This is a genomic window from Bacteroides sp. AF29-11 (genome assembly GCF_003602895.1).
GTDB classification, from domain to species: domain Bacteria; phylum Bacteroidota; class Bacteroidia; order Bacteroidales; family Bacteroidaceae; genus Bacteroides; species Bacteroides uniformis.
This window is the reverse complement of record NZ_QTLY01000001.1, coordinates 542,916-566,693: the sequence shown is the minus strand read 5'-3', so window position 1 is coordinate 566,693 and position 23,778 is coordinate 542,916. Positions and strand designations below refer to the sequence as shown.

Genomic DNA, 23,778 nt, shown 5'->3' with positions numbered 1-23,778 from the left:
CAGACGGCAACGGAAATGAACGACTGACGAAAATGTAGATAAAGATAAATAGACAGCATACAAAAGGGTTCTTACATTGACAACCCATTTGTATGCTGTTCTTGTTTCTATCCATAGGGGCACTATTATTTTGAAACAGATGAATATAGGGCAAGCGGTAAATTTCACTCCCTCCAAAAATATAGATGGGTTTATCCGCTGCCATTCATCAGATACTTGCCGTTGTACTCCCGTTTCAACGCTTGCTCAATCTCACTTCGTTTGTACAGGACTTTGCCACCGAGAACATAGTAAGGCAATGTTCCGTTACTGCGATACTCGCTCAATGTCCTTCGGCTGACTTTAAGCATATATGCCACCTCCTTGTCGCATAGATACTCATCATCGTTCTGTGAGGTAGTCCCATTTTTTGGAATACTATCGAGAATCTCTGATAGTTGGTCGATACTCTCGTGAATGGACTGCATCCACGCATCGTCTTTTGTTCTCATCTCTTGATACATAGTTTAAATGGTTTTATTGTTATACATTGGTTAGATTTCTCTCCCTTTCCACTTGGCTTCTTTTCGTCTGTCCTCTACTTTTGTGATGATGCTATCCACATCTTCGGGTAGGTAGTAGGTACGATTACCGATTTTGGTATAGGCAAGCGTACCATTATCACGCAAGGTCTGTAATGTACGCTTGCTTATTTTCAACCTCTGACAAACATCCTGATGGTCGAGCCAATTGTTTGTCTTTTTCTTACCACCCTTTACAACGGGTGAGTTTGATACTCGCAGAATGAACTGCTCAATCTTTGTGGCAAATTCCTCGAATGCCTTTCTCTCAAAAATGATTAAATCCATAAGCTCCTATTTTTATTCGTTTTTAATATTTTCAACCTTTTGTTCCGCTAAGATATAGTCGGTATAAGTCCCTATCCAAGCGTTTTGAAGATGTGGCAGTATGTGGCGTTCATTTGGCACTCTCTGGCGTCATTCTCCACTCTGCCCACAGCAATAATTTGTTTTATTTCCATTAGCCATTGCCGTATCTTCACTGCAAATAAAAGCAGGAAAAAGCACACTGCAATGGATGTGTCTATACGTGTCATAGGCTGACATATCATTGCATATTCGGTGTTATAAATAGCATCACTTAATCCTTTTATATTCTTCATCATTGTTGTTTTTCTTTTCATCGTTATTTCGTTTTCTTGGTGCGAAGTAATAGATAAGTTATCACACCTCAATCATACGGTGAGCCTGTTGCAGTATGTGGCACAGTTCGTGGCACTCTTAGATCTTTATAGGTGTTTCAATTCTACCTTTGTTAGCATACATCACATTGTAATCCATATTATATAAGAGCATCCCTAAACGGCTATCCGTTTCGGATCTTGTCCGCTAAATTGTCGTTTGTCAGACCGATGCCTATCAGTCTGACAAACTTCTGCATCAAACAGTCGAAACGGACAATTGCTAATTCTATGACAGCAGTATAGCGGATAGACCAACTCCCGATACATAGGCTGTCCGTCTATCCGCTATCGTATTTAAGTCCTTAATTTCCTCAATTAAGCATTTCGCCTTAATTCATCACTATCCGTTCAACTTGGGAAGAATTATGCAGTCGGCACTGCTTACAAATCACGCTGAAAAGCAATACAATTCATAATTGCCTACATAGACCTAATTAGTTGTGGTAGAATTGTATGCACATTTTCTTTGCAGCAGATAATCGGTCAAGATTGTGCACAATGACCATATGTTGAACTTATAAAACCATTTCAAAAATGAGTAAAAAAGAAACTTTGAGTAAAGCCGAGTTGCAAAAAATGACAGGCTTGGATTTTTCCGAGCAGAACTCGCAAACAGAAGAGAGCCGAAAGAAAAGTATTGATGCCGCATTGGAGAATTTCTCAATTGAAAACATCAAGCCACATCCTCTTCCATCAGAATTAAAACAAGCCCAAACGGAAGCAGCACCTCCCGTTACAGAGGATGTTGATGAAGTTCCACCTACCAATGTTACCGAGGAAGAGCCATCAGCCCCAACCATCCAACGCAGAGTAAGCAGCAAACAACGCAAACTCTCATTGGAGGAGTACCGCAAGACCTTTATGCGCCCTTACAAGATTGAAGACCGCAAGCCGGTATTCATCAGCGGTAAGTTGCGAAAAATGCTTGACAAGTTCGCTTGCAAAATCGGTGAGGATAGAATGAGTATGTCGGGACTGTTGGAGAACATCGTCCGCCACCACATCGAACTCTATTCAGAAGATTTCGAGCATTGGAAAGGGATGTAATGTAGGAGTGCATGCAGCAATGCCAACCCTATCGCCCAACGGCAGTTTGGACGGACTGCATTACGGTAACTAAATCAGAAAAAGCAATCGGAACCATCAAAAACCGTCAATGACGGTTGACGCAGCAAGACCTTAGTCTTGGGGTGTAGCGAGGTTATCTTTCGGGATGCCGAAAAATGTAGGACGAGCCGCCATTGCACCCGAAAAACCTCGCTCTACTCCCGAGTGGAGGCAATCCGCTCCCGATGGTCGCAGATTGTGAAAAGCCAAATTGAAAATCAATAACCAAGTAAAAAAAACGAAATGATGAATTATAAGAAAACAAACAAATCAAAGCCCAGAGGCAGACCACAGGTAAGCACCTTGAAACGCCTTACAAAATCGGTAACGGTGAAGTTCTCAAAGCCCGACTATGAGAAACTACGCCATCGAAGCAAGAATGCCAATCGTACACTTGCCGAGTACATTCGATATGCAGCCTTTGATGCCCGAATCGTAGCCAAACATTCCACTGAGGATGCAGCCATAATCCGAAACCTTACGGGTATGGCAAACAATCTCAATCAGCTAACAAAGCTGTCGCATCAGACTGGATTCTATCGAACAAAGAACGTAGTGATGGAACTGCTTGCCAAGTTGAAGGAGGTATTAAGCGATTACAAAACCGAAGAAAGGAGGTACAGATGATAGGGAAAATCAAGAAGGGAAAATCATTTGGCGGATGCATACGCTATGTGATGGGTAAAGACAATGCCGAAATCATCGCATCGGACGGTGTACTGCTCGGAAGCAACAAAGAAATGATTGATAGTTTCAACTGTCAGTGTCTCTTAAATCCGAAAATTAAGCAACCGTTAGGACACATTGCACTCAGCTTTAAGCCTGAAGATACACCACGATTAAGCGATGAGTTTATGGCTAAAATTGCTCTAGAATACATGGACTTGATGGGCATTAAGAACACTCAATTCATCTTGGGAAGGCATCATAACACCGACAATCCGCATTGTCATTTGGTATATAATCGTATCAACTACGATGGTAAAGTAATCTCCTCGCAGAACGATTTTAAGCGTAATGAGATTGCAACAAAGAAACTAAAAGACAAATACAGATTGACATACGCAGAGGATAAGAGCAAGACCAATGTAAAGAAGCTCCACGATCCTGAACGGGTGAAGTACGAGATTCACAATGCTGTAAAGGCTGCATTGAAACGAAGTCGGACATGGTGGGACTTGGGTAGCCAACTGCAAAAGCAAGGTATTGGTATGACCTTCAAGATTAACCGAAGAACGGGTAAGAATGAGGGATTGAGTTTCACCAAAGACGGTTACACTTTCAAGGCTTCCGATGTCAGCAGACAGTTCAGTTATTCAAAACTTAACGAACAATTAAGTTGGGATAAGCGGAATATGCAGACCGAAATTGAGTCTAAACAGCAACCGACAAGGCAAGAAACAGAGCAAAAATATAGCGTTACGGATAGCCTTATTGAGAGCAATGGATTGGGCTTATTGACTCCATCGGATGCTCCACCAGAGGATGAGCAACCACCTTCTTGGCAGAAACAAAAGAAGAAGGAGAGGAAGAAAACCAGAGGTTTCAAACTCTAAATAACCCAAATGTATAATCAATAAATTCAGAAAACTATGAATAAAAATTTCAACAACAACGATAATGAGTCGTTTATGGAAGGCATCTACGGATGCTTGGAAAGAATCGAAACCGCAGTAATTGAATTGCAAAAGTTTCAACCGAATGAGGGTAATTCAGTTGCTAATGACGAAGATAGAATAGCGTTAGTACACGAAGTTAAGGAACTTGTCAGCAATGCCACAGGGCTTAATTGCAGGCACACCGACCGCAAACTTGAAGAGCAGACTAAGGTTCTTAATTCAAATTTCAGTGCCATTAGCGAGAGTGTAAGGGATGTAAAAGCGATTGTCAATAAATCGCAATCATCAGGCGAAGTTCTAAACTCGCTGGCAGAGATTAAGGCTAAACAGCAGGAACAATACGATAAGGTTAAGGTAATGTTCCGAGATACCAATGAAAATATTGAAAGTGGTATTGCTAACGCTAAACATCTTCGTATCAGCATCGATGAACCTCATATCTTGATAACCTTTGTAATAATGTCGGTAGCTATTGCTGTTTTATCAGTAGCATTGCATCTTGCCAAACGCCCGAATTATGACCGCATTGATAATGACCTTAAATACCGCTACATCAAGATGAAAGGCGATGCTTCGGCAGAGCAGATAGCTACATTGGAGGAGATCTTTGAACTCAACCGCAACAACGAAGCAATCGAGCAGATGCGTGAAGATGTGGAGACCTATGAAGAGGCTGTACGCAAACAAGCCGCCCTTGCCGAGCAAGCACGATTGAAAGAGCAAGCCGCCAAGGAACAGGAGAGCAAAGCCAAGTCCATTAAGAACAAGCAGGATAATAGTAAGGTTAAACAAAATAAATCAAAACCCTGATTGTAATATGGCAACAGTAAAGATTAAGTTCCGACCATCAACGGTTGATGGCGGACAAGGCTCAATTTTCTATCAAGTAATCCATAATCGTGTAGCCCGTCAGCAAAAGACGGGCTACCGTCTCTATGGCTATGAGTGGAACAGTCACTCTTCCGAGGTGGTATTACCCAAGTTCAACGAGAGCAGAAAACGCCACCTATCGGAGATTGGCGACAAAATCCGAATAGATGTAAAGCTTTTCCATAAGGTCATCGCTGATTTTGAGCATAGCGGTTGTGATTATACTGCTGATGATGTGATAGCGGAATTTGCATCGGACAACCCCGAAAATTTTCTCTTCCCATTTATGGAGGGCGTTATTGCCAATCTGAAAACACTGGGTAAAATCCGCACATCGGAAACATATGCTGCGACCCTTTGTAGTTTCAGACGCTTCCGCGAGGACAGGGATGTGCCATTGGACGATATGGACTCCGATATGATGATGGCATACGAAGCCTATTTGAAGAATAATGGAGTAAGCCCCAACTCATCATCATTCTATATGCGTAATCTTCGAGCGGTATATAATCGTGCCGTAGAAAAGGATTTGACCTCGCAGCGATTTCCATTTAAGCACGTCTATACGGGAGTGGATAAGACCGTCAAGCGAGCCGTACCCTTGAAAGCCATCAAGCGAATCAAAGAGATGGATTTTTCGATGAATCCGACCTTTGATTTTGCCCGTGATATGTTCCTGATGAGTTTTTATACCCGTGGTATGTCATTCGTGGATATGGCATACCTACGAAAAAAGGATTTGCAGAATGGCGTGCTGTCCTATCGCAGACGCAAGACGGGACAACAACTATTTATCAAATGGGAGAAATGTATGCAGGAGATTGTAGATAAATACGACACTTCACAATCCAATTACCTGTTACCCATCATCAAGCCATTCAGTGATATAGATGAACGTAAGCAATATATCTATGCAGCACACAACATTAACCGTTGTCTGAAAATCATCGGTAAGGAACTCGGATTGTCCGTTTCACTGACCCTGTATGTTGCCCGACACGCTTGGGCAAGCATTGCCAAAAGCAAGAATGTACCGCTGTCGGTTATAAGTGAGGGTATGGGACACGACTCGGAGGCTACCACTCGCATCTATCTGGCATCATTGGATACAATGGCAATAGACAAGGCGAACAGTATGATATTGAAATCTCTGTAAGTGAAGGATTGTTGAGCAAATGAAAGGTCTCTTTGTAAGAGAAAACTTATCTCTTTGTAAGAGAAATGATTACCACTGCAAAATTACACATTTTTCGGCAAATGGCACCAAATTACACTAAAAAAAGTTATGCGTGAATTTGATTTTGTTTAGGGCCAATATGGATTGTTGAGCAAAATACTTTAAAGCGACTCAAATAACCTGCTTGTAATCAAAGGGATATACCGCATAAATCACTCTTACAAAGAGAAGTGACCTATTATTTCGATTTATGCGCATTAAGAAATATTGTATAACGCTGATTCTCTTGCTGTTTGGTGTAGGTGTTGCGCATTCGCAAGAGAAACACACGGAAATCTGTATTGACTTCCGTGTGAACAGTACTGTCATAGATTCCGCCTATTCGGACAATGCCGCCCGTATGCAGGAGATGTTGGAGTTCCTACGAACTATACGCCAAGACAGTACAATCAATATCATTGAAGTATCCTTCTGCGGAGCAGCTTCTCCCGAAGGCAGTTATCAACTCAACCGCAAGTTGGCACAAGGTCGTCTCTCGGCACTTGAAAAATTCATCCGCAGTGAGGTGGATATTCCCGACAGCCTTATTACCCATAATGACAGTTACATACCGTGGGATTACCTCAAATCACAGATTGAGGATTCGGGACTTATCCGCAAGGATGAAGTAATTGCCATCTTGGAGGAAGAAGCCCGATTGGTGGACTATCATCACCCGAATACACATATCGACAACCGTATCGTGAAATTGAGAGCATTGGACGGTGGCAAGGTATGGCAGCAGATGAACAAACTCTTCTTCGAGCAGATGCGAAATGCCTGTGCGGTATTCGTAACCTACAAGAAAGAGTTGCCACCCGTACAAGTGCCTATAATCGGACCTGATACCATTAAAGTAGAGCCTATAGTTGAAGCCGTTGAAATTGTGCCCGACACAACGGCTATTATAGAAACGGGTATTCCCGAAGTGGAGGAATGGAGCCGCAAACTCCATTTGAAAACCAATGCCATAGGCTTGGGGATGGCTATCGCCAATGTTGCCGCAGAAGTAGATTTGGCAAAACATTGGTCGTTTACGCTTCCTGTCTATTATTCTGCTTGGGACTACTTCAAATCAACCATCAAGTTCCGCACCTTCGCCGTACAGCCTGAGTTCCGTTATTGGCTGTCGGAAGAGAATGACGGATTCTTCGCAGGAGCACACTTCGGCTTGGCATACTACAATTTTGCTTTTGATGGAGATTACCGCTACCAAGACCATAACCGTGAGACACCTGCCATCGGTGGCGGTGTGAGCATCGGTTATCGTCTGCCCATCAGCAAGAACAACCGTTGGAGGGTGGAGTTTTCTCTCGGAGCAGGTGTATATTCAAATCACTACGACAAATTCCACAATACCCCACGCACAAAAGACGGTCTGATGATAGAGAGCATCAAGAAGACCTACTGGGGTATCGACCAAGCAGCGGTATCGTTCTCCTATTCGTTTGACTTAAAGAAGAAAGGAGGCAAGCGATGAGAAAGATTCTATACCTTATTATATGCTTGCCGATATTGCTTCTTTCGGCTTGTGATGTTCACGAATGGCCTGAAACACAGGAGTTTGTGAAAATGCATCTTCGCCTGAACTATGAAACGGATATGACCGAATGGGAACACCTCTATGATGGTGCAGAGGTCATTGAGCAGGGATATGGCGAGATATACGACAATCATCGTGATTATGGCAAGATACGTTACATTGTCCGCACCTATCCCGTGTCGGAGAAAATGCGTACCACATCGGATTATACACAGGAGTTCGTATTCACGAAAGATATATCAGAGGGCTACGCCCACGAAGTGACGCTTGACCTCTTGCCCGGCAACTACAATGTGATGGTATGGTCAGACTTAATCCAGACAAGCGGTGACAGCCATTTCCACAATGCCGACAACTTTGCGGAAATCAGACTGCAAGGCGACCACAAGGGTAACAATGACTATCGTGACGCTTTCAGAGGCACGAACAATATTTCACTCGTAGCAGATATTATGGAGCGTCTGCCTGATACGCTTAATGTGGCGATGCAACGACCTCTTGCCAAGTTCGAGTTCGTGACGAATGATGTTGAAGAGTTCATCGACAAGGAATCTGTCCGTGTCGCCTCCAAAGCCAACGGCAACAAGTCGGCATCGGCAGATGACACCCCGACAAGAGCCGTAAATATCGAGGATTACAAGGTAGTATTCTACTATGTGGGATTTATGCCACACGCATACAGTATGTACACCGACAAGCCCGTGGATTCATCTACGGGAGTGATGTTCGAGTCCACCTTGAGGAAACTCTCCGAATCTGAGGCTTCAATGGGATTTGACTATGTATTTGTGAACGGCAAGAAGTCTGCTGTAACAGTGCAGATAGGTATTTACGACAATGAGGGTACACAACTTTCATTGACCGAGCCGATAGAAGTGCCGTTGAAGCGAAGCCACCATACCATAATGACGGGTATGTTCCTGATGTCGGAAGCATCGGGAGGTGTAACCATCAATCCCGACTTTGACGGAGACCATAACCTGATTTTCCCCTAACAGATAGAAGCGATGAAGAATCTACTACATAACATATCAATAATGACAGTGCTTACCCTGATGATGGTAGGCATACAGTCCTGCTCCGATGATTGGCAAAAGGTGGGTGATGTACAGGTAAGTTTCACTGCTATACTCCCGACTGACACCCGTACCCGTTCATTCGGGAAAGCGGAACAAGTGAATACCCTTGTGGTGGGAATATTCAAAAAGGGCGTTGCAGATGTACATACCAACAGTGGTGGCAGTTGGAGTTATCACGAAATAGACCGCAAAGAGTTCCCGATAAACGGTACTTCGGCAAATGTACAACTTACATTGGCACAGGAGCAGACATACAGTTTTATCTTTTGGACGTATGATGGCAATCAGAACATCTACAATATAGATGATCTGACCGCTATCGAAATGAACGCTCTACCTAATCCGATAACATTCACCCAAGCGGAAGCCGCTGATGCTTTCTTCGCCACAATGGGAGACATTACCATTACGGGAGATTGCAGTTATCCCGTTGAACTTGTCCGTCCGTTGGTTCAAATCAATGTAGGAACTATAGGAACACCGATGCAGGCATCATTTACCGCAAAAGATGTTCCCGACACATTCCACCCATTTACCAATACCGTAAGCGGAAGTGCTGAATTTACTTGGGATTTCAGCGACACCACCACTGAAACATTCTCGGCTGATGGTACAGCATATAACTATCTCGCTATGGGCTATCTGTTTGCTCCGACAACGGCTATACAGATTGCAGCGGAATTGACATTGACCGATGGAGAAAACAGCAAGACGGTGGCGTTTCCAAAGGTTGAGATTGAAGCTAACCAACGAAGCAACATAGCAGGAGGATTTACAGCAGAATAAGAGAATTTCAAAATATGTATAACCCGAATAACGAGTTAAGAAGCCGAACAAGAGACAGAAGACCAACTAACAGCCACAAAGGGATGGAGCAGTTCCAAGACCTTTCATCCTGCAACTCGCAGGATACGACAGATTGATGATTAATCCCCGTTCTGCATAAGCGGAACAACCCTCGACAATGGTTTCGGCAATCCGAATGAATGCGGAAAACATTTAAAACAAGAAATTAAAGTAAAACTATTTGTATAACAATTAAAATTTTCAGAAATGAACAAGAAATTATTCTTAGGTATGTTCGCAGCAGCTGGTATGTTGTTGGCAACATCGTGTTCGAATGACGAACTGGATGTAGTTCAGTCAGGAAATGAGGCTCAGGTGTCTTTCTCACTGGGTCTTGAAGGTGGTATCGCTACCCGTGCTATCAGTGATGGTAAGAGTGCTGATGTTTTGGTTTATGCTGTATTTGACAAAGATGGTAACCGTCTCTCAAATATTCAGGCTGTAACAAAAACAGGTGTAACATTCCCAACCACAGAAAGCATTACTTTGGCTAAGGGTCAGACTTACAAAGTGGCATTCTGGGCACAGGATGATGATTGTGAGGCTTATACAGTAGATACAGACAAGATGAGTGTTGTTGTAAACTATGCCAACGATGAGAACAAAGTGAACAATGATGAAACTCGTGATGCATTCTTCAAGACTGTAGAATTTACTGTAACAGGTTCTACTTCTATTGATGTAGAAATGAAGCGTCCTTTCGCTCAAATCAATGTGGGTGTGACTAAGGAAGATTGGGAAGCTGCTGTTGCATCAGGTATTGAGATTGGAAGTTCATCTGTTGTTATTAAGAACGCTGCTACTTCTTTGAACTTGCTCGATGGTACGGTTAACGGTTCTACTGAAGTTAGTTATGCTTTGAACGCTATTCCTAATGACCCCGCAATCTTGAAAGTGGATGCTAATGGCGATGGTGAAGATGAAGAATACAACTGGCTTTCTATGAGTTATATTCTTCCTGCTGCAGAACAGACAGGTTATGAAAAGGCTACATTGGAAAACATCGCTTTTGTATTTGCTCCAAAGAATAATTCTTACAGCAACATCGAGTTCAATCAGGGTTTGAACAGTGTTCCTGTACAGCGTAACTGGCGTACAAATATCCTTGGTAAGTTGCTTACTGGTGACATTACATTCAACATTGTCATTGACCCTGTTTATGAGGATGACCATAATGTGAACGTACCTTATGCAACTATCAATGGCGTTGTTTATACTTCATTCGCAGAAGCTATGGCAGCTGTTCAAGATGGTGAAACTATCAAATTGGAAGGTGAAACCACACTTGGTGCTACAGCAGGCGAACACTTATTTACAATTGATAATAAAAATGTGACTATTGACCTCAACGGATATGGTATCGTTGCTAATATTCCTGATGTTTCTGTAAGTACAGCTATTTTCCATGTAAAACCTAATAGTGGATTGACAATTGTTGGTGATGGAAATGTGAAGGTGACAACTGCTAAGTCATGGCCAAATGCATACGCTGCATTTATTGAAAATGACGGTGGAGAAGTAAACCTAAAGGGTGGTAACTGGACTATGACTGCATTGGAATATTCTCAAGAGTCATTGTGTCCTTTATTCGTTGATAACAATAGTAATCTAAACTCTGCTACATTGAATATTTACAATGGCACTTACACTTTCCATCGTAATTTGTTCCGTAACTTTGCCAATGCTGCTGGTCATAATAACTATGCTACTGTTGCTACTATCAATATTTATGGTGGTACATTCAATGGTCGTGAAGGTGATGCAGGTGCTATTTGGAATCAGAAGCCAAGTTCAACCACTCCAGACGGAGCAGGTGTAATCAACGTAATGGGCGGTATATTCAACAATGTTGTAATCAACAATGACTTTGCTGAAAATAATTCTGATGCTCCTACTTATTTGACAGTTACTACCGCTGACGAACTCACTCAGGCTATCGCTAATGCTACTGCTGATGTAACTATTTTCCTTGGTGATAACATTACTGGTAATGCTACTGCAGTACAGAAGGAAAATGTTAAAGTTACAATTATCGGTAATCAGAAGACCTATAATGGTGCAATCATTGTTGACGGTAAGAGTAAAAGATATGCTACAGCAGGTTTGACCATTCAAAATATAAGCTTCAGTGCTGAAAATATTTCTGAACCTGCTTACATCAATTTGGGTAAATCTGGCAATGGTAACACTCGTTACACCAACAATGTTACTGTAAAGGATTGTACTTTCTCCACTACTTCTACAAAAGATGTTGCTGCGGTTAAATCCTACACAGGCGGTGATTGGAATCTGAACATCAGCGGCTGTACTGTAAACGAGGGTATGCACTCTATGTTACAAGTTGCCAACGTGGAAAAAGGCTTGAACATTGCTGGTTGCAAGGTTTATTCTAAGAACGGTATAAACCTTAATAATACACCTTCTTTAGAAATGGAAGGCTGTACTTTTGACACAAAGGGTTATGCAATTCGTGTTGGTGTAAACGGTAATACCAACAACGGTGTTTTCAATATCTCTAATAGTACGTTGAAATCTGATTGCGAAGATGATGATGCAGTTATCATCTTACGTGGTAATATGGCTGGTTCTACTTTGAATTTGACAAACACTACGGTAACAGGAACACTCCAGTATACCAACGAGTCTAATGCAACAATTAACGTTATGTAAATGTAATCAAAGAAATTCTATCATCCTTTGATAGATATATATTAGCTAAGAAGCCTTGCCGTTCGTGAGAATAGCAAGGCTTCGTCTTTATCGAGAGTGATTCAGCAACTCATTTTGGGAGAGATTTGCTGTCCCATACCTTGCAATGATATAAGCAGACTAATCCCATTCTCTTTTCGCTGGCATAAACACTTCAACACTGTTTGCCTAACCTTACTTGCTTCGTATGTATTCAGCCTAAATGCAAGTGCAACGACCACTTCAAGATTATAAAATGTAGCCCAACTTGCAGGAGTGGCTAAATCGCATCGCTGGGTAGTTGCAGGGTTAAATGTTCCACTCTTGTATATCGCTCTGATAGCGGCTCGTAGTGTCGGGGCTATCACCCCGAACAAATCCACCAATTCCATTTCTGACATCCATACATTACCGCTTGGGATATTTACGTTTCCGCTTTTGTTGATTGTTATAATTGACCTTTCCATAGTTACATTGCTATTGAGATTTCACTAAACGATTGATTAAGTCTGTTGCCGAACATCGTCAAATCCTTATCAATTTTCTCGGTGGTTATTTTGGCATATCGCTGAGTTGTGGTAATGTTCGTATGCCCCAATACTCGGCTGACACTCTCAATGGGAACACCCTTGCTCAGAGCCAATGTAGCGAATCCGTGCCTTGCGCAATGGAATGAAATATCCTTAGAAATCCCACACTCTTTTATCATCTTTTTCAACGGTTTACAGATGTTCCAATAGTTGAGATTAGGGAATACGAGTTTGTCCTCTTGTAATCTCTCATATCGCTTGATTATCTGTAATGGAATATCCAACAACTTCACTTGGAAATTGACCTTTGTCTTGTGGCGCTTGGATAGAATCCATTTCTCACCATTTATCTCTACAATATCATCGGTGGTCAGCTCTTTAATATCCACGAATGACAAAGCTGTAAAACTTGCAAACACGAACAAGTCTCGGATATAGGCCAACTTCTTATCCGCAAACTCGTGTGTCATTACCGCTTTGATTTCATCTTCGGTAAGATACTGACGCTCCTTGATGTTCTGATTCAATCGATACTGAGCAAACGGATTTCTCGGTGTCAGTCCGTTGTAATGAGCCTTTGACACGATTGTTTTCAGCCACATACAATGCGACCATACACTACCATTGTGCAACCCTGCATCGGTAGAGAGATAGATTTCATACTCCTTGATGAAGTCGGGAGTAAGTTCGAGCATAGAAATATCACTCCGCTTGTAGCACTTCTTAATGAACGTAGCCAAATGATTTCGTGACCTTACACGCACCTTATAGGAACTTGCAGCACGGTCTATGCCGATACGCTTCTTGAAACTCTCGTTGTCCTTATCGAATGCACCGAGCAATGTTTCATACTCCGTACCGATACCTTGATAGGCATTGCGTACCATTTCGGCAGTTACAAACGCTTCTCTATCTGAAATACGTTGGTAGTGCTTGATGATTTGAGCCTTGATGTTATCCAAAGCCAAATTGATGTCTCTTGATTCCTTGCTCTTGCCCTTTGCCCGATTGCCTTTGGCATCCCACATTGTTTTTGCAATGGTCAGTTTGCAACTGAATTGAGCCACAGAACCGTTGATTGTAACTCGTCCCATAATCGGAACAATACCGTTTTTCTCCTTGCTTCCGTTCACGTAGAACAGCACCTTAAATGTACTTCGCATAATCCAATTCTTTTTGGTTACAAAATTAGTTATCAGCGAGTTGTACATTGTTATGCAGAATGTGGCAGAGAGTAGAAATAAACTCCAATGACCTATAAACTTGCCTCTTTATCGGGTAATGATTTGAAAACCGTCCGCCCTCATTACCTTTCATTTCCTTGCACTTTTGCTTCGGCGAGGCTTTCATCAAAAGTCTTCATAAGTCATTGAGCACCAGTGCCACCATCATTATTTTCCCTCATTCGTTAGATTTTTCCAGAGATAAGAGGTAAAATAGTATCTTTGTCGCAATAACAGACACGTTTTATGGTAAAGTATTTATTAGTAGAAGATGAGCGCTTCGCCTACGAAGAGCTGAAGCGTATGATGCAACGGCTGCGCCCTTCCTGGCAGTTGGCGGGCTGGGCAGAGAGCGTGGAGCAGGCTGTACTGCTCTTGCGTCAGGGCAGCCTGGACTTGATGATTGTAGATATCCGCTTGTCCGACGGGTTGAGCTTTGAGATATTCGAGCAGTGTCCCGTCGATTTGCCCGTTATCTTCACCACCGCCTACGATGAATATGCCATCAAGGCTTTCAAGGTAAACAGCATCGACTATCTGCTGAAACCCATTGAAGAAAGCGACCTCGAAGCAGCCTTGTGCAAGTTCGAGCGCAACAGTGCCCTCCGTTCTGCGGCTCCCGAATATCGGCAACTGGAACTCGGCTACTTGGCAGCCAACAAGAAGAACCGTTTTCTGGTGCAGGTGGGCGATACCTTCCGCTACGTAGAAACTCCGGATGTCGCTTTCTTTTATAGTGAGGACAAGCTGACTTATCTGCACCTCTTCTCCGGGAAACGGTATATCATCAGCTACTCGCTGGACCAGTTGGAGGGAATGCTGGATAGGGATGTTTTCTTTAGGATTTCAAGGAGCTGCATATCCAACATTAGGTCCATCCGGAAGAGTTCCAGGTACTTCGGCAGTCGCTTGAAGCTTTACTTCGAGCCAGAGTGCCCGCACGAGGTATTGGTGAGCCGCAGTCGCGTGGCCGATTTCTTGAAATGGGTGGACGGAGTGGTATGAGTTATAAGTTATGAGGCATAAGAGATACATATTCCTTTTTATACTGACGGTTTCCGTCTCGTTGCTTGTCATAGGGTGCGTTTATAACGTCATCAGCGGTAAGCCGTGGTATGCGAATATCATGGTGCAGTTCTTTCTGAATCTTCCTTTGTGCATAGGGCTGGGGTTCATCGACTTTGGGGTTATCAACTTGATATATAAAAGACTGAAACAGCGCAACAATGCGGTGAGGATTCTGGTGGATATCGTGTTGACCACTGCACTGGCTGTTCTGTTGACGTACATCTTGAACTTCCTGCTGATGGGCGGGCATGGAAATTTCTGGCATATCCTGAGAAACTCCCTGCCGGTAGTGCCGTGGAACTGGATTATCGTTCTGCAGATAGAGATATTCTTCTATAGCCTGCAACGTTCGGAGATGGAGAAGCAGATGGCTGTCATCGAGAAGGAGAAGGCGCTGTATCAGTTCGAGGTGCTGAAAAACCAGATTAATCCCCATTTCTTATTCAATAGTCTGAATGTCCTTGCCTCCCTTGCTTATCAGGATACCGAAAAGACGAACCGGTTTGCCAAGAAGCTGTCTACGGTGTACCGTTATCTGCTCACTACGCATGGCAGAGCTACGGTGACCGTGCAGGAAGAACTGTCGTTCGTAGAGTCGTATTTATACCTGGAGCATATCCGCTTTGGCGATGCGCTGCATGTGGAGATAGAAGATGATTTGCGGAATCATCATTGTCTCGTCATTCCTGCCAGCATACAGATGCTTGTGGAGAATGCCTTGAAGCATAATATCAGTACAAAGAAGTCGCCGCTGATAGTCCATATATCCATAGGAAACGAAGGGATTACGGTACGCAACAATCTTCAGTTGCGCAACTATGTGGCCAGTAATAGAGCGGGATTGAAGAACCTGCAACGGCAGTATGCCCTATACGGCACGCTGGTGGAGATTCTTAAGGACGAAAAGGAGTTTGTGGTGAAACTTCCCTTTGTGGGCGAAGACGTGAACCGTCTCAGCACAATATAGTCCTCTTCCCGAAGAAGAATCTGGAAACGTGCATCTTGTCCATAGCCCACGCCATACCCATGCAGCCGCTAAGAGTGAAGGCGGTGGCAGTGACAAGGAACAGCATCCCCGTAGGGTCGAAGGCGAACACGGGCAGAAACGCCTTGGACAGAATGGTGAAAATGGGTGAGAAAAGGAGTATGACCAGCGTATTGCGCCCTATAAAGAAGGAAAGCCGTTTGGCTTGTACCGGCAGATAGCCGTAGGCTGCCAACAGCAGGCTGATGGAAAGCCAGGTGATGGCGACTCCTGCCAGAGTACCTCTATCCAGATTGGCGGGAAAACAGCATAGTATTACGAATGGAACAATGGCGAAGGTTGTGGCACGAAAGACTTGTGTAAAACGAAGCCCGCTTTGGCTCACTGTCATGCCGATAAGGAAATAGAGGGCATTGGAGAAGTTCATCAATCCTCCCCAATGGGAAAGGGCAAACAGGCAGACACCGGTCACAACCAGCCGGGAGACAACCGACAGCCGTACATAGCGGAATGTGATATAATAGATGAGGCTGCACAGAATCAGTGTATGCAGATACCAGTAAGGCCCCATCGGATGGAGGAATATCTTGTCGAGCAATACGGTAGGAGTAATGGCATCTACACTTTCGCGTACGGGCAGGAAATGCGACATCACCGTATAGGCCGCCTCCATGCAGGCATACGGAATGAAAATCCATAGAAGCTTGCGGAGAAAGCTTCGGGCATCCTTCCGGTTATTGGCCAGATAGCCCGAAATAATCAGGAAAGCGGACATGTGGAACGTATAGACGATTTGTTTCGCATACGGATACTTGTCGCCTATATATACAAGGTGGAAGATAATCATCAGGGTGATGAAGATGCATTTCAGATAATCTATCTCTTTGACACGGCTTTCCATATAGGGTAGTTTTCTGCGTATTGTTATTGATGGCACAAATATATATACTTCCGTAAACTTATTTATATTTTGCAAAGGGATTAAGCTTATTTTCTCTTTTACCGATTGCTTTTATGTATGGAAAATGTATATTTGTGCATGAATCATTAACTTAATGTAAAACAGACTATGATAACAAGCCAATTACTTCACCCGGCCAGTATTGTGGTAGTGGGGGCATCCAACAATGTACACAAACCCGGAGGGGCTATCCTGAAAAATCTGCTTAGCGGCGGATATACCGGTGAGCTTCGTGCCGTGAATCCGAAAGAGACTGAAGTGCAGGGTGTTGCTGCCTTTGCGGATGTGAAGGACATTCCCGATACGGACCTTGCCATCCTTGCCATACCTGCCGCGCTTTGTCCCGATGCGGTGGAGATGCTTGCTGCGGAGAAGCAGGTGAAGGCGTTCATTATCCTTTCTGCCGGTTTTGGTGAGGAGACCCATGAGGGTGCTGTGCTGGAAGATCGCATACTGGAAACGGTGAACCGGTATGGAGCCTCTCTGATAGGCCCCAACTGTATCGGTTTTATGAACTCGTGGCATCACAGTGTATTCAGCCAGCCCATCCCGCAACTGCATCCGCAAGGGGTAGACCTGATTTCCAGCTCCGGTGCCACAGCGGTGTTCATATTGGAGAGCGCCGTGACCAAGGGATTGCAATTCAACTCTGTATGGTCTGTGGGCAATGCCAAGCAAATCGGCGTGGAGGATGTGTTGCAATACATGGACGAACACTTCAATCCGGAAGCGGATTCCAGAATAAAACTTCTTTATATAGAGAGTATCGGTGACCCCGACCGTCTGCTGTTTCATGCATCCTCGCTCATCAAGAAGGGCTGCAAGATTGCGGCCATCAAGGCGGGCAGTAGCGAAAGCGGTAGCCGGGCGGCGAGTTCGCATACGGGGGCCATTGCCAGTAGCGATTCGGCGGTAGAGGCCTTGTTCCGTAAGGCGGGTATTGTGCGTTGCTATTCGCGCGAGGAGCTGACGACCGTAGGTTGTATCTTCACACTGCCGGAACTGAAAGGGAAAAACTTCGCCATCATTACCCATGCCGGCGGTCCGGGAGTGATGCTGACCGATGCATTGAGTAAGGGTGGACTGAATGTTCCGAAACTGGAAGGACCGGTGGCGGAGGAACTTAAGGGTAAGCTTTTCCCCGGTGCGGCTGTGGGGAATCCCATTGATATTCTGGCTACGGGTACGCCGGAACATCTGCGCCTCTGTCTGGAGTATTGTGAGGAGAAGTTTGACAATATTGATGCTGTAATGGCTATTTTCGGCACTCCGGGGCTGGTGACCATGTTTGAAATGTATGATGTGCTGCACGAGAAGATGCTGCATTGCAAGAAGCCGATTTTTCCGATTCTTCCTTCCATCAATACGGCGGGAGCCGAGGTTGCCGCTTTCCTGGCAAAGGGCCATGTGAACTTTGCCGATGAAGTGACTTTGGGCACGGCACTTTCGCGGATAATGAACGCCCCGCGGCCTGCCAATAATGAAATCGAGCTCTTTGGAGTGGATGTTCCCCGTATCCGCCGGATTATAGATTCCATTCCTGCGGACGGTTATATCGCACCGCACTATGTGCAGGCATTGCTCCGCTCTGCAGGTATTCCTATTGTGGAGGAGTTTGTTTCGGACAACAAGGAAGAAGTGCTTGCCTTTGCGCGTCGCACGGGGTTCCCGGTGGTGGCAAAGGTGGTGGGGCCGGTGCATAAGTCGGATGTGGGCGGTGTTGTGCTCAATATCAAGAGTGAACAGCATTTGGCATTGGAATTCGACCGTATGATGCAGATTCCCGAAGCTAGTGCTATCATGGTGCAGCCGATGTTGAAAGGGACGGAATTGTTTATCGGTGCCAAATATGAAGAGAAGTTCGGACATGTGGTACTCTGCGGCCTGGGCGGTATTTTTGTGGAGGTGCTGAAGGATATATCTTCCGGTCTTGCACCGTTGTCCTACGAGGAGGCTTACTCCATGATTCACTCGTTGCGTGCCTATAAGATTATCAAAGGTACGCGTGGGCAGAAGGGAGTGAATGAAGATAAATTTGCCGAAATTATTGTACGGCTTTCCACCTTGCTGCGCTTTGCAACGGAAATCAAGGAGATGGATATCAATCCATTGTTGGCGACTGAAAAGCAGGTGATAGCGGTGGATGCGCGCATTCGGATAGAAAAATAAGGGTTAGAGATTAGGGATTAGGGATTAAAGGGGCTGACTGTTAATCGCTCACCGCTAATCCCTTTTTCATCCTGCCCAGTCCTCCCTATCCAGATTTCTATATCCGATAGCTTCCGCCAAGTGTGCCGGCTGTATCAATTCGCAGCCTTCCAGGTCGGCGATGGTGCGTGATACTTTCAATATACGGTCGTAGGCGCGGGCCGAAAGGTTTAGGCGGTTCATGGCAGTTTTGAGCATGGCAAGTCCTTTGTCATTCGGACGGGCGTGGCGAGCAAGCAGTTTACTGTTCATCTGGGCATTACAATATATGCCGGGAATGTCTGCATACCTTGCTTCTTGAATTTGTCGGGCACGTATCACACGCTCGCGTATGGTGGCGCTCGATTCGCCGGGGCGAGAATCTGCCATCTCTTCAAAGGGGAGTGGGGTGACTTCAATTTGCAGGTCGATACGGTCGAGCAAAGGTCCGGATATGCGGTTCAGGTACTTTTGTACTTGTCCGGGACTGCACACACAAGCCTTGGTGGGATGCGTGTAATACCCGCATGGGCACGGATTCATAGAGGCTACCAGCATAAAACTTGCCGGATACTCTACATTGCATCGGATGCGTGACACGGTAATCTTCCTATCTTCCAGCGGTTGGCGAAGAACCTCCAATACGTTGCGGCTGTACTCTGGCAGTTCATCAAGATATAAAATGCCGTTATGTGCCAGACTGATTTCACCGGGTTGGGGGAAACTTCCTCCACCGGTCATCGCTACCGTAGAAATGGTGTGGTGAGGGGCGCGGAACGGGCGTTTCGAGATGAGTCCACCGTCTTTGCCCAACTTTCCGGCAACAGAATGAATCTTGGTCGTTTCCAGACTCTCTCCCAAAGAGAGGGGAGGAAGTATAGATGGCAGACGCTTGGCAAGCATGGACTTACCGCTGCCCGGCGAACCGATGAGAAGTATATTGTGGCTGCCCGAAGCAGCTACCTCCAAGGCTCGTTTCACATTTTCCTGTCCTTTTACTTCTGCAAAGTCGAAATCGAAGTTGCTCTGCTGGGAATAGAATTCCTCGCGGGTGTTGACTAACGTAGGGGTTAATTCCTGCGTGCCATTAAAGAATTCTATAACTTCCTTGATGTTTCCCGCTCCGTACACTTTCAGATTGTTTACTACTGCCGCTTCGTGGGCATTCTGTTGCGGTACAATCATACCCTCAAACCCCAGTTCTCTGGCCTTGATGGCAATGGGGAGTGCTCCTTTGATAGGTTGCAGGCTGCCGTCAAGGCTTAGTTCACCCATCAGCAGATAGCGTTCCAGCTTATCGGACTGGATAACTTCGCTGGCGGCAAGTATGCCGATGGCTAAAGGTAAATCGTAAGCTGCACCTTCCTTGCGGATGTCAGCTGGAGCCATGTTGATGACAATATTGCTGGTCGGCATCCGGTAGCCGTTGACCTGCAAAGCAGATATGATACGTTGATGGCTTTCTTTGACCGCAGAGTCCGGCAAACCGACTAAATAGAACATACAGCCTCTGGAACTGTTGACTTCAATGGTGATGAGGGTTGCGTCAATACCTTGAACAGCCGCTCCAAAAACTTTTATGAGCACGTTTTTAGTGATTAGGGGTTAGTGATGGCAGGATAGGCTACCGTCGGTTTTGTTTTTTGAGTTTCTTTTCACTCTCTTTCTTCTCTTTTTCCTTTTGCTCTATCTCCTCCAGTTTCTTTTTGATGTCTTCCTCACTCATATTCTTCCCTTCAATTTTTCCGGAAGGGCTAAGGAACAGATTGGCAGGCAATGCTTGTATGGCGAGCTGTTTGATGGGCGCTGTGTTCCATCCGGAGAAATCACAACTCTGTTCCCACTTCAGGGTATCTCTTTTGATTGCTTCTTCCCATTCCTTTCTGTCGATATCCAAGGAAATGCCCCAGAGTGCGAATAGCTTGTTCTTTTCTTCTTTCTTGTAAATCCGGCGCAGGGCAGCGTTGGCTTCCATGCTTTGCGGGTCCCAAGATGCCCAAAAATGTATCAACAGATATTTGTCCTTAAAGCTAGTACGGCTGATTTGTGTGCCTTTGGCATTGGGCAGGTTGACGTAAGGGATGGTTTTCCCGACGGATACCTTCTCTTCTTCTTGGATAAGGTCAAGCAGTTCGTCCACATATGGGCGGTCTTTCAGGCCTCCGGTCATGTGTTCTGTCATTTCTTTGATTAAGGAGAAGTCCGGTTGCGGTTTTTGCACGAAATATTTCTCCAGCAGATAGATACTTACCAGTGAAGAAGGATGGCTGTTGATGAAGGCTTCTGCTTTTTCTTCCAATGCTTTCTCCGAGGGAGTACTCAAACCTTTCAACTCTTTCTGAAAGGCGGTCAGTTCTTCATTGGGAACATTCCCCGTGATTTCCAGTGAAGTAAGTTCGGCGGCAGAACCTTTTATCTTTATGTTGTCTCCTTTGTCCAGGTAAAGCGGATATTCCGTACCGTCACTGAATTGCAACCATGTAGAGGCAAGTGTGTCGGTGGTGAGGGTTGCAGAGAACTTGTCATCCTTGACAAGCAGAGTGTCCATACGGTTATAGAACTTGTCCGTACCATATATATAAAGGGTATCATTCCCCAGCCCTTTGATTTCACCATTTAGGTAGACTGAATTTGTATTTTTGCTGCCGCAGGCAGACAATATAATAAGCAGAAGGTATGCAAGATAGATTTTCTTCATTCCGGTTCTTTTTCTGATACTTCGTCGCGAAAATACTTCTTTTTGGTGTGAATAAAAAGAAATGCCCGACATATTTCTATGCCGGGCACGTTCTTTTCAATCTAACCTTTATTATTTGATGATATTCATAAAGTCAGTGTTAGTGAAGTATTTGGCGAATTCCAGGTCAGAAGCAGCCTTCTTTGCCAAAGCCGGTTCTTTTGCAATGGCATTCTTCAGACTGCTGGTTACCATAGATGTATTGTTGGTTCTTGCGCCAAGTACAGCCATCAGGTAGTCAGTATAAGCGTCTGGTCTTTCGATAGCAGCCAGTGTGTTCTTAGCCTTGTTGTAGTCCTTAGCCAGGATTTGTGCCAAAGCAGCGCTGTTAGTCTTAGTGTCGCCAAATGAGCTGACAGCCTTGTCGTACTGTCCTTGAGCAACATACAGATTACCCAATGCCTCGTTCAGTTCCTTAGAACCGGAAGCCTTGCTCAGATAGCTTTCTGCTGCTGTTCTGTCGCCCTTGGTCAAGGCAATCAGACCGAGATTCATGTTTGCTTCAGGAGCATCCTTGATGGAGAGAGCTTTCTTGAAGTAGCTTTCAGCCTTGTCAAGATCACCAGCCTGATAAGCCAGTTTACCTAAGTTGTTGTAAGCACGGAAATCGTTCGGGTAGATTTGAGTAGCTTTTGTGAAGATGGCTTCTTGCTTGGCAGCATCTTTAGTCAAGGTGGTGGCATACAGTAATTCTTCGATGTTCAGCTGCTTGGCATCGCTGTCGGCGAGGTTTGCGATTTCTTCGTCAGACTTACCGATGATTTCGTAGTTCAAAGTCAGGCGTGAACGACGCAGTTGCGGCAGGATTTCGTCAGCCAAAGTTTTATAAACAGAAGAGATGTTCTTGATTTCTTGTTCTCTTTGTTCAGGATCCTGATACATGGAAAGAACGCGAAGAATCAATTCTTTGTCTTGGATGTTTGATTTGGATACCAGTTCCTGGAAGCCTTCCCAGTCCTGAGCTGTATACTTGGTGTCTACTGCTGCATCGATTTTGGCTTTCTTCAAATCTCTGTTGATGATTTTAGCCGTGTTGTCCTGGCGGTTCTCAGCCAGTGTAGTATTCAAGCCTACACCACCATCGGGAGAAGCGTATGCGGAGATTTCGATGTTGCTGATTTTCTTGTTTTCAGCTTCGTCTATGTTTTTCACTTCTTTGCCGAATTCTTTGGCAGTCTTCAATTCGCTGGCGCGTACGTTGGCTTGTTGAATCAAGAACATGATGTTGGCGTCATGCTTTTCTTTGATGATACGTTGGAAAGCGTCGTCACCATTGGCGGGGTTAGCGCTGCCCAATGTTTGTTCCAGCATCTCAGAAGTGGAGATTACACCATCAGCTACTTTTACAGCAGGGATAGTGACAGTCTTTTTGCCTACTGTAGCCTTGAATTCCAGATACAGTTCGGATTTGGCCATTTCCGGTACATAGTCGAAAGATGTCTTCATAGTGTAGCTGCCGCCCATCTTGTAAGAGATAGTCTGGTCGTTACCTTCTACTTTTTCGCCCTGGAACACAGCCGACTGGCCTTTAGCTTCGCCGCCATTCCATTTCAGCACAGGGGTTACTTCTACCACAGCCTTCTTGTTGAAGTACTTTTCGGGGAATTTTCCGTTGATTGTAGCGGGAACTTTACCACCCACAGCTTCCAGAACTTGAGGAGTTACGGTGAAATAATCTGATGACAATTCACCCATCTTTTTGCTGCACGATGTCATTAATGCAACAACCATTGCCATTAAAAACGGCAGATACAATTTCTTAGTCATTTTAGGTATAAATTAATTGTTTGTAATTGAAATTTGTCTATTCCATTTTAGTGTGCTGTTTGGGCATGGACACAACAACGCAAAGATATTAAATCCTATTACAGTTTGT

The 23,778-nt window shown here is 44.7% G+C and carries 21 protein-coding genes; 12 read left to right on the top strand and 9 right to left on the bottom strand.

The window, feature by feature from the left end; all coding sequences use genetic code 11:
• Positions 1–191: 191 nt before the first annotated feature.
• The 3 genes from DWZ03_RS02080 to DWZ03_RS02070 form a co-directional block, all read right to left on the bottom strand.
• Entirely contained in the window at positions 192–503 is a 312-nt protein-coding gene (locus DWZ03_RS02080; RefSeq protein ID WP_120128638.1) for a helix-turn-helix domain-containing protein, read from the bottom strand.
• A 30-nt stretch (positions 504–533) separates the two neighbouring features.
• Positions 534–848 carry a helix-turn-helix domain-containing protein gene (locus DWZ03_RS02075; protein ID WP_120128635.1) on the bottom strand — a complete coding sequence of 105 codons (315 nt, stop codon included), beginning with the start codon at positions 846–848 and terminating at the stop codon, positions 534–536.
• A 71-nt stretch (positions 849–919) separates the two neighbouring features.
• Positions 920–1,183 carry a hypothetical protein gene (locus tag DWZ03_RS02070; protein ID WP_133303128.1) on the bottom strand — a complete coding sequence of 88 codons (264 nt, stop codon included), beginning with the start codon at positions 1,181–1,183 and terminating at the stop codon, positions 920–922.
• A 594-nt stretch (positions 1,184–1,777) separates the two neighbouring features.
• Here DWZ03_RS02070 and DWZ03_RS02065 point away from each other — a divergent pair.
• The 9 genes from DWZ03_RS02065 (at position 1,778) to DWZ03_RS02025 (ending at position 12,193) form a co-directional block, all read left to right on the top strand.
• Positions 1,778–2,290, top strand: a complete 513-nt coding sequence (locus DWZ03_RS02065; protein ID WP_120128629.1) for a DUF3408 domain-containing protein — start codon at positions 1,778–1,780, stop codon at positions 2,288–2,290.
• A 303-nt stretch (positions 2,291–2,593) separates the two neighbouring features.
• Positions 2,594–2,977, top strand: coding sequence for a plasmid mobilization protein (locus tag DWZ03_RS02060; protein WP_120128627.1), 384 nt, complete (start codon positions 2,594–2,596; stop codon positions 2,975–2,977).
• The gene (locus tag DWZ03_RS02055; protein ID WP_120128624.1) at positions 2,974–3,906 is read left to right on the top strand and encodes a relaxase/mobilization nuclease domain-containing protein; all 933 of its coding nucleotides are present in this window, start codon (positions 2,974–2,976) and stop codon (positions 3,904–3,906) included. The genes DWZ03_RS02060 and DWZ03_RS02055 overlap by 4 nt, the downstream gene beginning before the upstream one ends.
• A gap of 36 nt (positions 3,907–3,942) precedes the next feature.
• Positions 3,943–4,779: a hypothetical protein gene (locus DWZ03_RS02050; RefSeq protein ID WP_229122361.1), complete on the top strand. Its 837-nt coding sequence runs from the start codon at positions 3,943–3,945 to the stop codon at positions 4,777–4,779.
• A 7-nt stretch (positions 4,780–4,786) separates the two neighbouring features.
• Positions 4,787–5,995, top strand: a complete 1,209-nt coding sequence (locus DWZ03_RS02045; protein ID WP_120128622.1) for a site-specific integrase — start codon at positions 4,787–4,789, stop codon at positions 5,993–5,995.
• A 271-nt stretch (positions 5,996–6,266) separates the two neighbouring features.
• Complete coding sequence (locus DWZ03_RS02040; protein WP_120128619.1) at positions 6,267–7,535, top strand: DUF3575 domain-containing protein; 1,269 nt, start codon at positions 6,267–6,269, stop codon at positions 7,533–7,535.
• A complete protein-coding gene (locus DWZ03_RS02035) occupies positions 7,532–8,593 on the top strand; it encodes a DUF6562 domain-containing protein (protein ID WP_120128616.1) in 1,062 nt (353 codons plus the stop codon). The genes DWZ03_RS02040 and DWZ03_RS02035 overlap by 4 nt, the downstream gene beginning before the upstream one ends.
• A 12-nt stretch (positions 8,594–8,605) precedes the next feature.
• Positions 8,606–9,463 (top strand): hypothetical protein, encoded by an 858-nt coding sequence (locus DWZ03_RS02030; protein WP_133303126.1) that lies wholly within the window; start codon positions 8,606–8,608, stop codon positions 9,461–9,463.
• Between the two features lie 267 nt (positions 9,464–9,730).
• The gene (locus DWZ03_RS02025) at positions 9,731–12,193 is read left to right on the top strand and encodes a DUF6562 domain-containing protein (protein WP_120128612.1); all 2,463 of its coding nucleotides are present in this window, start codon (positions 9,731–9,733) and stop codon (positions 12,191–12,193) included.
• A 101-nt stretch (positions 12,194–12,294) separates the two neighbouring features.
• Here the strand turns inward: DWZ03_RS02025 and DWZ03_RS02020 are convergent, their stop codons facing one another.
• Together DWZ03_RS02020 and DWZ03_RS02015 are read right to left on the bottom strand one after the other, a co-directional pair.
• The gene (locus tag DWZ03_RS02020) at positions 12,295–12,678 is read right to left on the bottom strand and encodes a hypothetical protein (protein ID WP_117720858.1); all 384 of its coding nucleotides are present in this window, start codon (positions 12,676–12,678) and stop codon (positions 12,295–12,297) included.
• A gap of 2 nt (positions 12,679–12,680) precedes the next feature.
• On the bottom strand, positions 12,681–13,907 hold the full coding sequence (locus DWZ03_RS02015; protein WP_120128713.1) for a site-specific integrase: 1,227 nt from the start codon (positions 13,905–13,907) through the stop codon (positions 12,681–12,683).
• Between the two features lie 303 nt (positions 13,908–14,210).
• On the opposite strand from DWZ03_RS02015, the gene DWZ03_RS02010 reads away from it, so the two are divergent.
• Both DWZ03_RS02010 and DWZ03_RS02005 read left to right on the top strand, forming a co-directional pair.
• Positions 14,211–14,969 (top strand): LytR/AlgR family response regulator transcription factor, encoded by a 759-nt coding sequence (locus DWZ03_RS02010; protein ID WP_120128609.1) that lies wholly within the window; start codon positions 14,211–14,213, stop codon positions 14,967–14,969.
• 10 nt (positions 14,970–14,979) lie between these two features.
• Entirely contained in the window at positions 14,980–15,999 is a 1,020-nt protein-coding gene (locus tag DWZ03_RS02005; protein WP_005834361.1) for a sensor histidine kinase, read from the top strand.
• Here DWZ03_RS02005 and DWZ03_RS02000 read toward each other — a convergent pair.
• On the bottom strand, positions 15,986–16,918 hold the full coding sequence (locus tag DWZ03_RS02000) for an acyltransferase family protein (protein ID WP_057088720.1): 933 nt from the start codon (positions 16,916–16,918) through the stop codon (positions 15,986–15,988). The genes DWZ03_RS02005 and DWZ03_RS02000 overlap by 14 nt on opposite strands.
• Positions 16,919–17,086: 168 nt before the next feature.
• Here DWZ03_RS02000 and DWZ03_RS01995 point away from each other — a divergent pair, with 168 nt between their 5' ends.
• Complete coding sequence (locus DWZ03_RS01995) at positions 17,087–19,147, top strand: acetate--CoA ligase family protein (RefSeq protein ID WP_005834364.1); 2,061 nt, start codon at positions 17,087–17,089, stop codon at positions 19,145–19,147.
• Between the two features lie 66 nt (positions 19,148–19,213).
• Here the strand turns inward: DWZ03_RS01995 and DWZ03_RS01990 are convergent, their stop codons facing one another.
• The 3 genes from DWZ03_RS01990 to DWZ03_RS01980 form a co-directional block, all read right to left on the bottom strand.
• Positions 19,214–20,752, bottom strand: a complete 1,539-nt coding sequence (locus DWZ03_RS01990; protein WP_022400777.1) for a YifB family Mg chelatase-like AAA ATPase — start codon at positions 20,750–20,752, stop codon at positions 19,214–19,216.
• Between the two features lie 37 nt (positions 20,753–20,789).
• On the bottom strand, positions 20,790–21,863 hold the full coding sequence (locus DWZ03_RS01985; protein ID WP_005834368.1) for a TlpA disulfide reductase family protein: 1,074 nt from the start codon (positions 21,861–21,863) through the stop codon (positions 20,790–20,792).
• A gap of 111 nt (positions 21,864–21,974) precedes the next feature.
• Positions 21,975–23,669, bottom strand: coding sequence for a tetratricopeptide repeat protein (locus DWZ03_RS01980; protein WP_005834370.1), 1,695 nt, complete (start codon positions 23,667–23,669; stop codon positions 21,975–21,977).
• Positions 23,670–23,778: the final 109 nt, after the last annotated feature.

Bases quoted from the DNA above. Each gene is read 5' to 3' on its own strand.
- DWZ03_RS02055 (WP_120128624.1), top strand. From the start codon at position 2,974: ATGATAGGGAAAATCAAGAAGGGAAAATCATTTGGCGGATGCATACGC.
- DWZ03_RS02075 (WP_120128635.1), bottom strand. From the start codon at position 848: ATGGATTTAATCATTTTTGAGAGAAAGGCATTCGAGGAATTTGCCACA.
- DWZ03_RS02020 (WP_117720858.1), bottom strand. From the start codon at position 12,678: ATGGAAAGGTCAATTATAACAATCAACAAAAGCGGAAACGTAAATATC.
- DWZ03_RS02000 (WP_057088720.1), bottom strand. From the start codon at position 16,918: ATGGAAAGCCGTGTCAAAGAGATAGATTATCTGAAATGCATCTTCATC.
- DWZ03_RS01980 (WP_005834370.1), bottom strand. From the start codon at position 23,669: ATGACTAAGAAATTGTATCTGCCGTTTTTAATGGCAATGGTTGTTGCA.
- DWZ03_RS02045 (WP_120128622.1), top strand. From the start codon at position 4,787: ATGGCAACAGTAAAGATTAAGTTCCGACCATCAACGGTTGATGGCGGA.
- DWZ03_RS02065 (WP_120128629.1), top strand. From the start codon at position 1,778: ATGAGTAAAAAAGAAACTTTGAGTAAAGCCGAGTTGCAAAAAATGACA.
- DWZ03_RS02030 (WP_133303126.1), top strand. From the start codon at position 8,606: ATGAAGAATCTACTACATAACATATCAATAATGACAGTGCTTACCCTG.
- DWZ03_RS02005 (WP_005834361.1), top strand. From the start codon at position 14,980: ATGAGGCATAAGAGATACATATTCCTTTTTATACTGACGGTTTCCGTC.
- DWZ03_RS02070 (WP_133303128.1), bottom strand. From the start codon at position 1,183: ATGAAAAGAAAAACAACAATGATGAAGAATATAAAAGGATTAAGTGAT.
- DWZ03_RS02040 (WP_120128619.1), top strand. From the start codon at position 6,267: ATGCGCATTAAGAAATATTGTATAACGCTGATTCTCTTGCTGTTTGGT.
- DWZ03_RS02025 (WP_120128612.1), top strand. From the start codon at position 9,731: ATGAACAAGAAATTATTCTTAGGTATGTTCGCAGCAGCTGGTATGTTG.
- DWZ03_RS02050 (WP_229122361.1), top strand. From the start codon at position 3,943: ATGAATAAAAATTTCAACAACAACGATAATGAGTCGTTTATGGAAGGC.
- DWZ03_RS01995 (WP_005834364.1), top strand. From the start codon at position 17,087: ATGATAACAAGCCAATTACTTCACCCGGCCAGTATTGTGGTAGTGGGG.
- DWZ03_RS02060 (WP_120128627.1), top strand. From the start codon at position 2,594: ATGATGAATTATAAGAAAACAAACAAATCAAAGCCCAGAGGCAGACCA.
- DWZ03_RS01985 (WP_005834368.1), bottom strand. From the start codon at position 21,863: ATGAAGAAAATCTATCTTGCATACCTTCTGCTTATTATATTGTCTGCC.
- DWZ03_RS02010 (WP_120128609.1), top strand. From the start codon at position 14,211: ATGGTAAAGTATTTATTAGTAGAAGATGAGCGCTTCGCCTACGAAGAG.
- DWZ03_RS02080 (WP_120128638.1), bottom strand. From the start codon at position 503: ATGTATCAAGAGATGAGAACAAAAGACGATGCGTGGATGCAGTCCATT.
- DWZ03_RS02035 (WP_120128616.1), top strand. From the start codon at position 7,532: ATGAGAAAGATTCTATACCTTATTATATGCTTGCCGATATTGCTTCTT.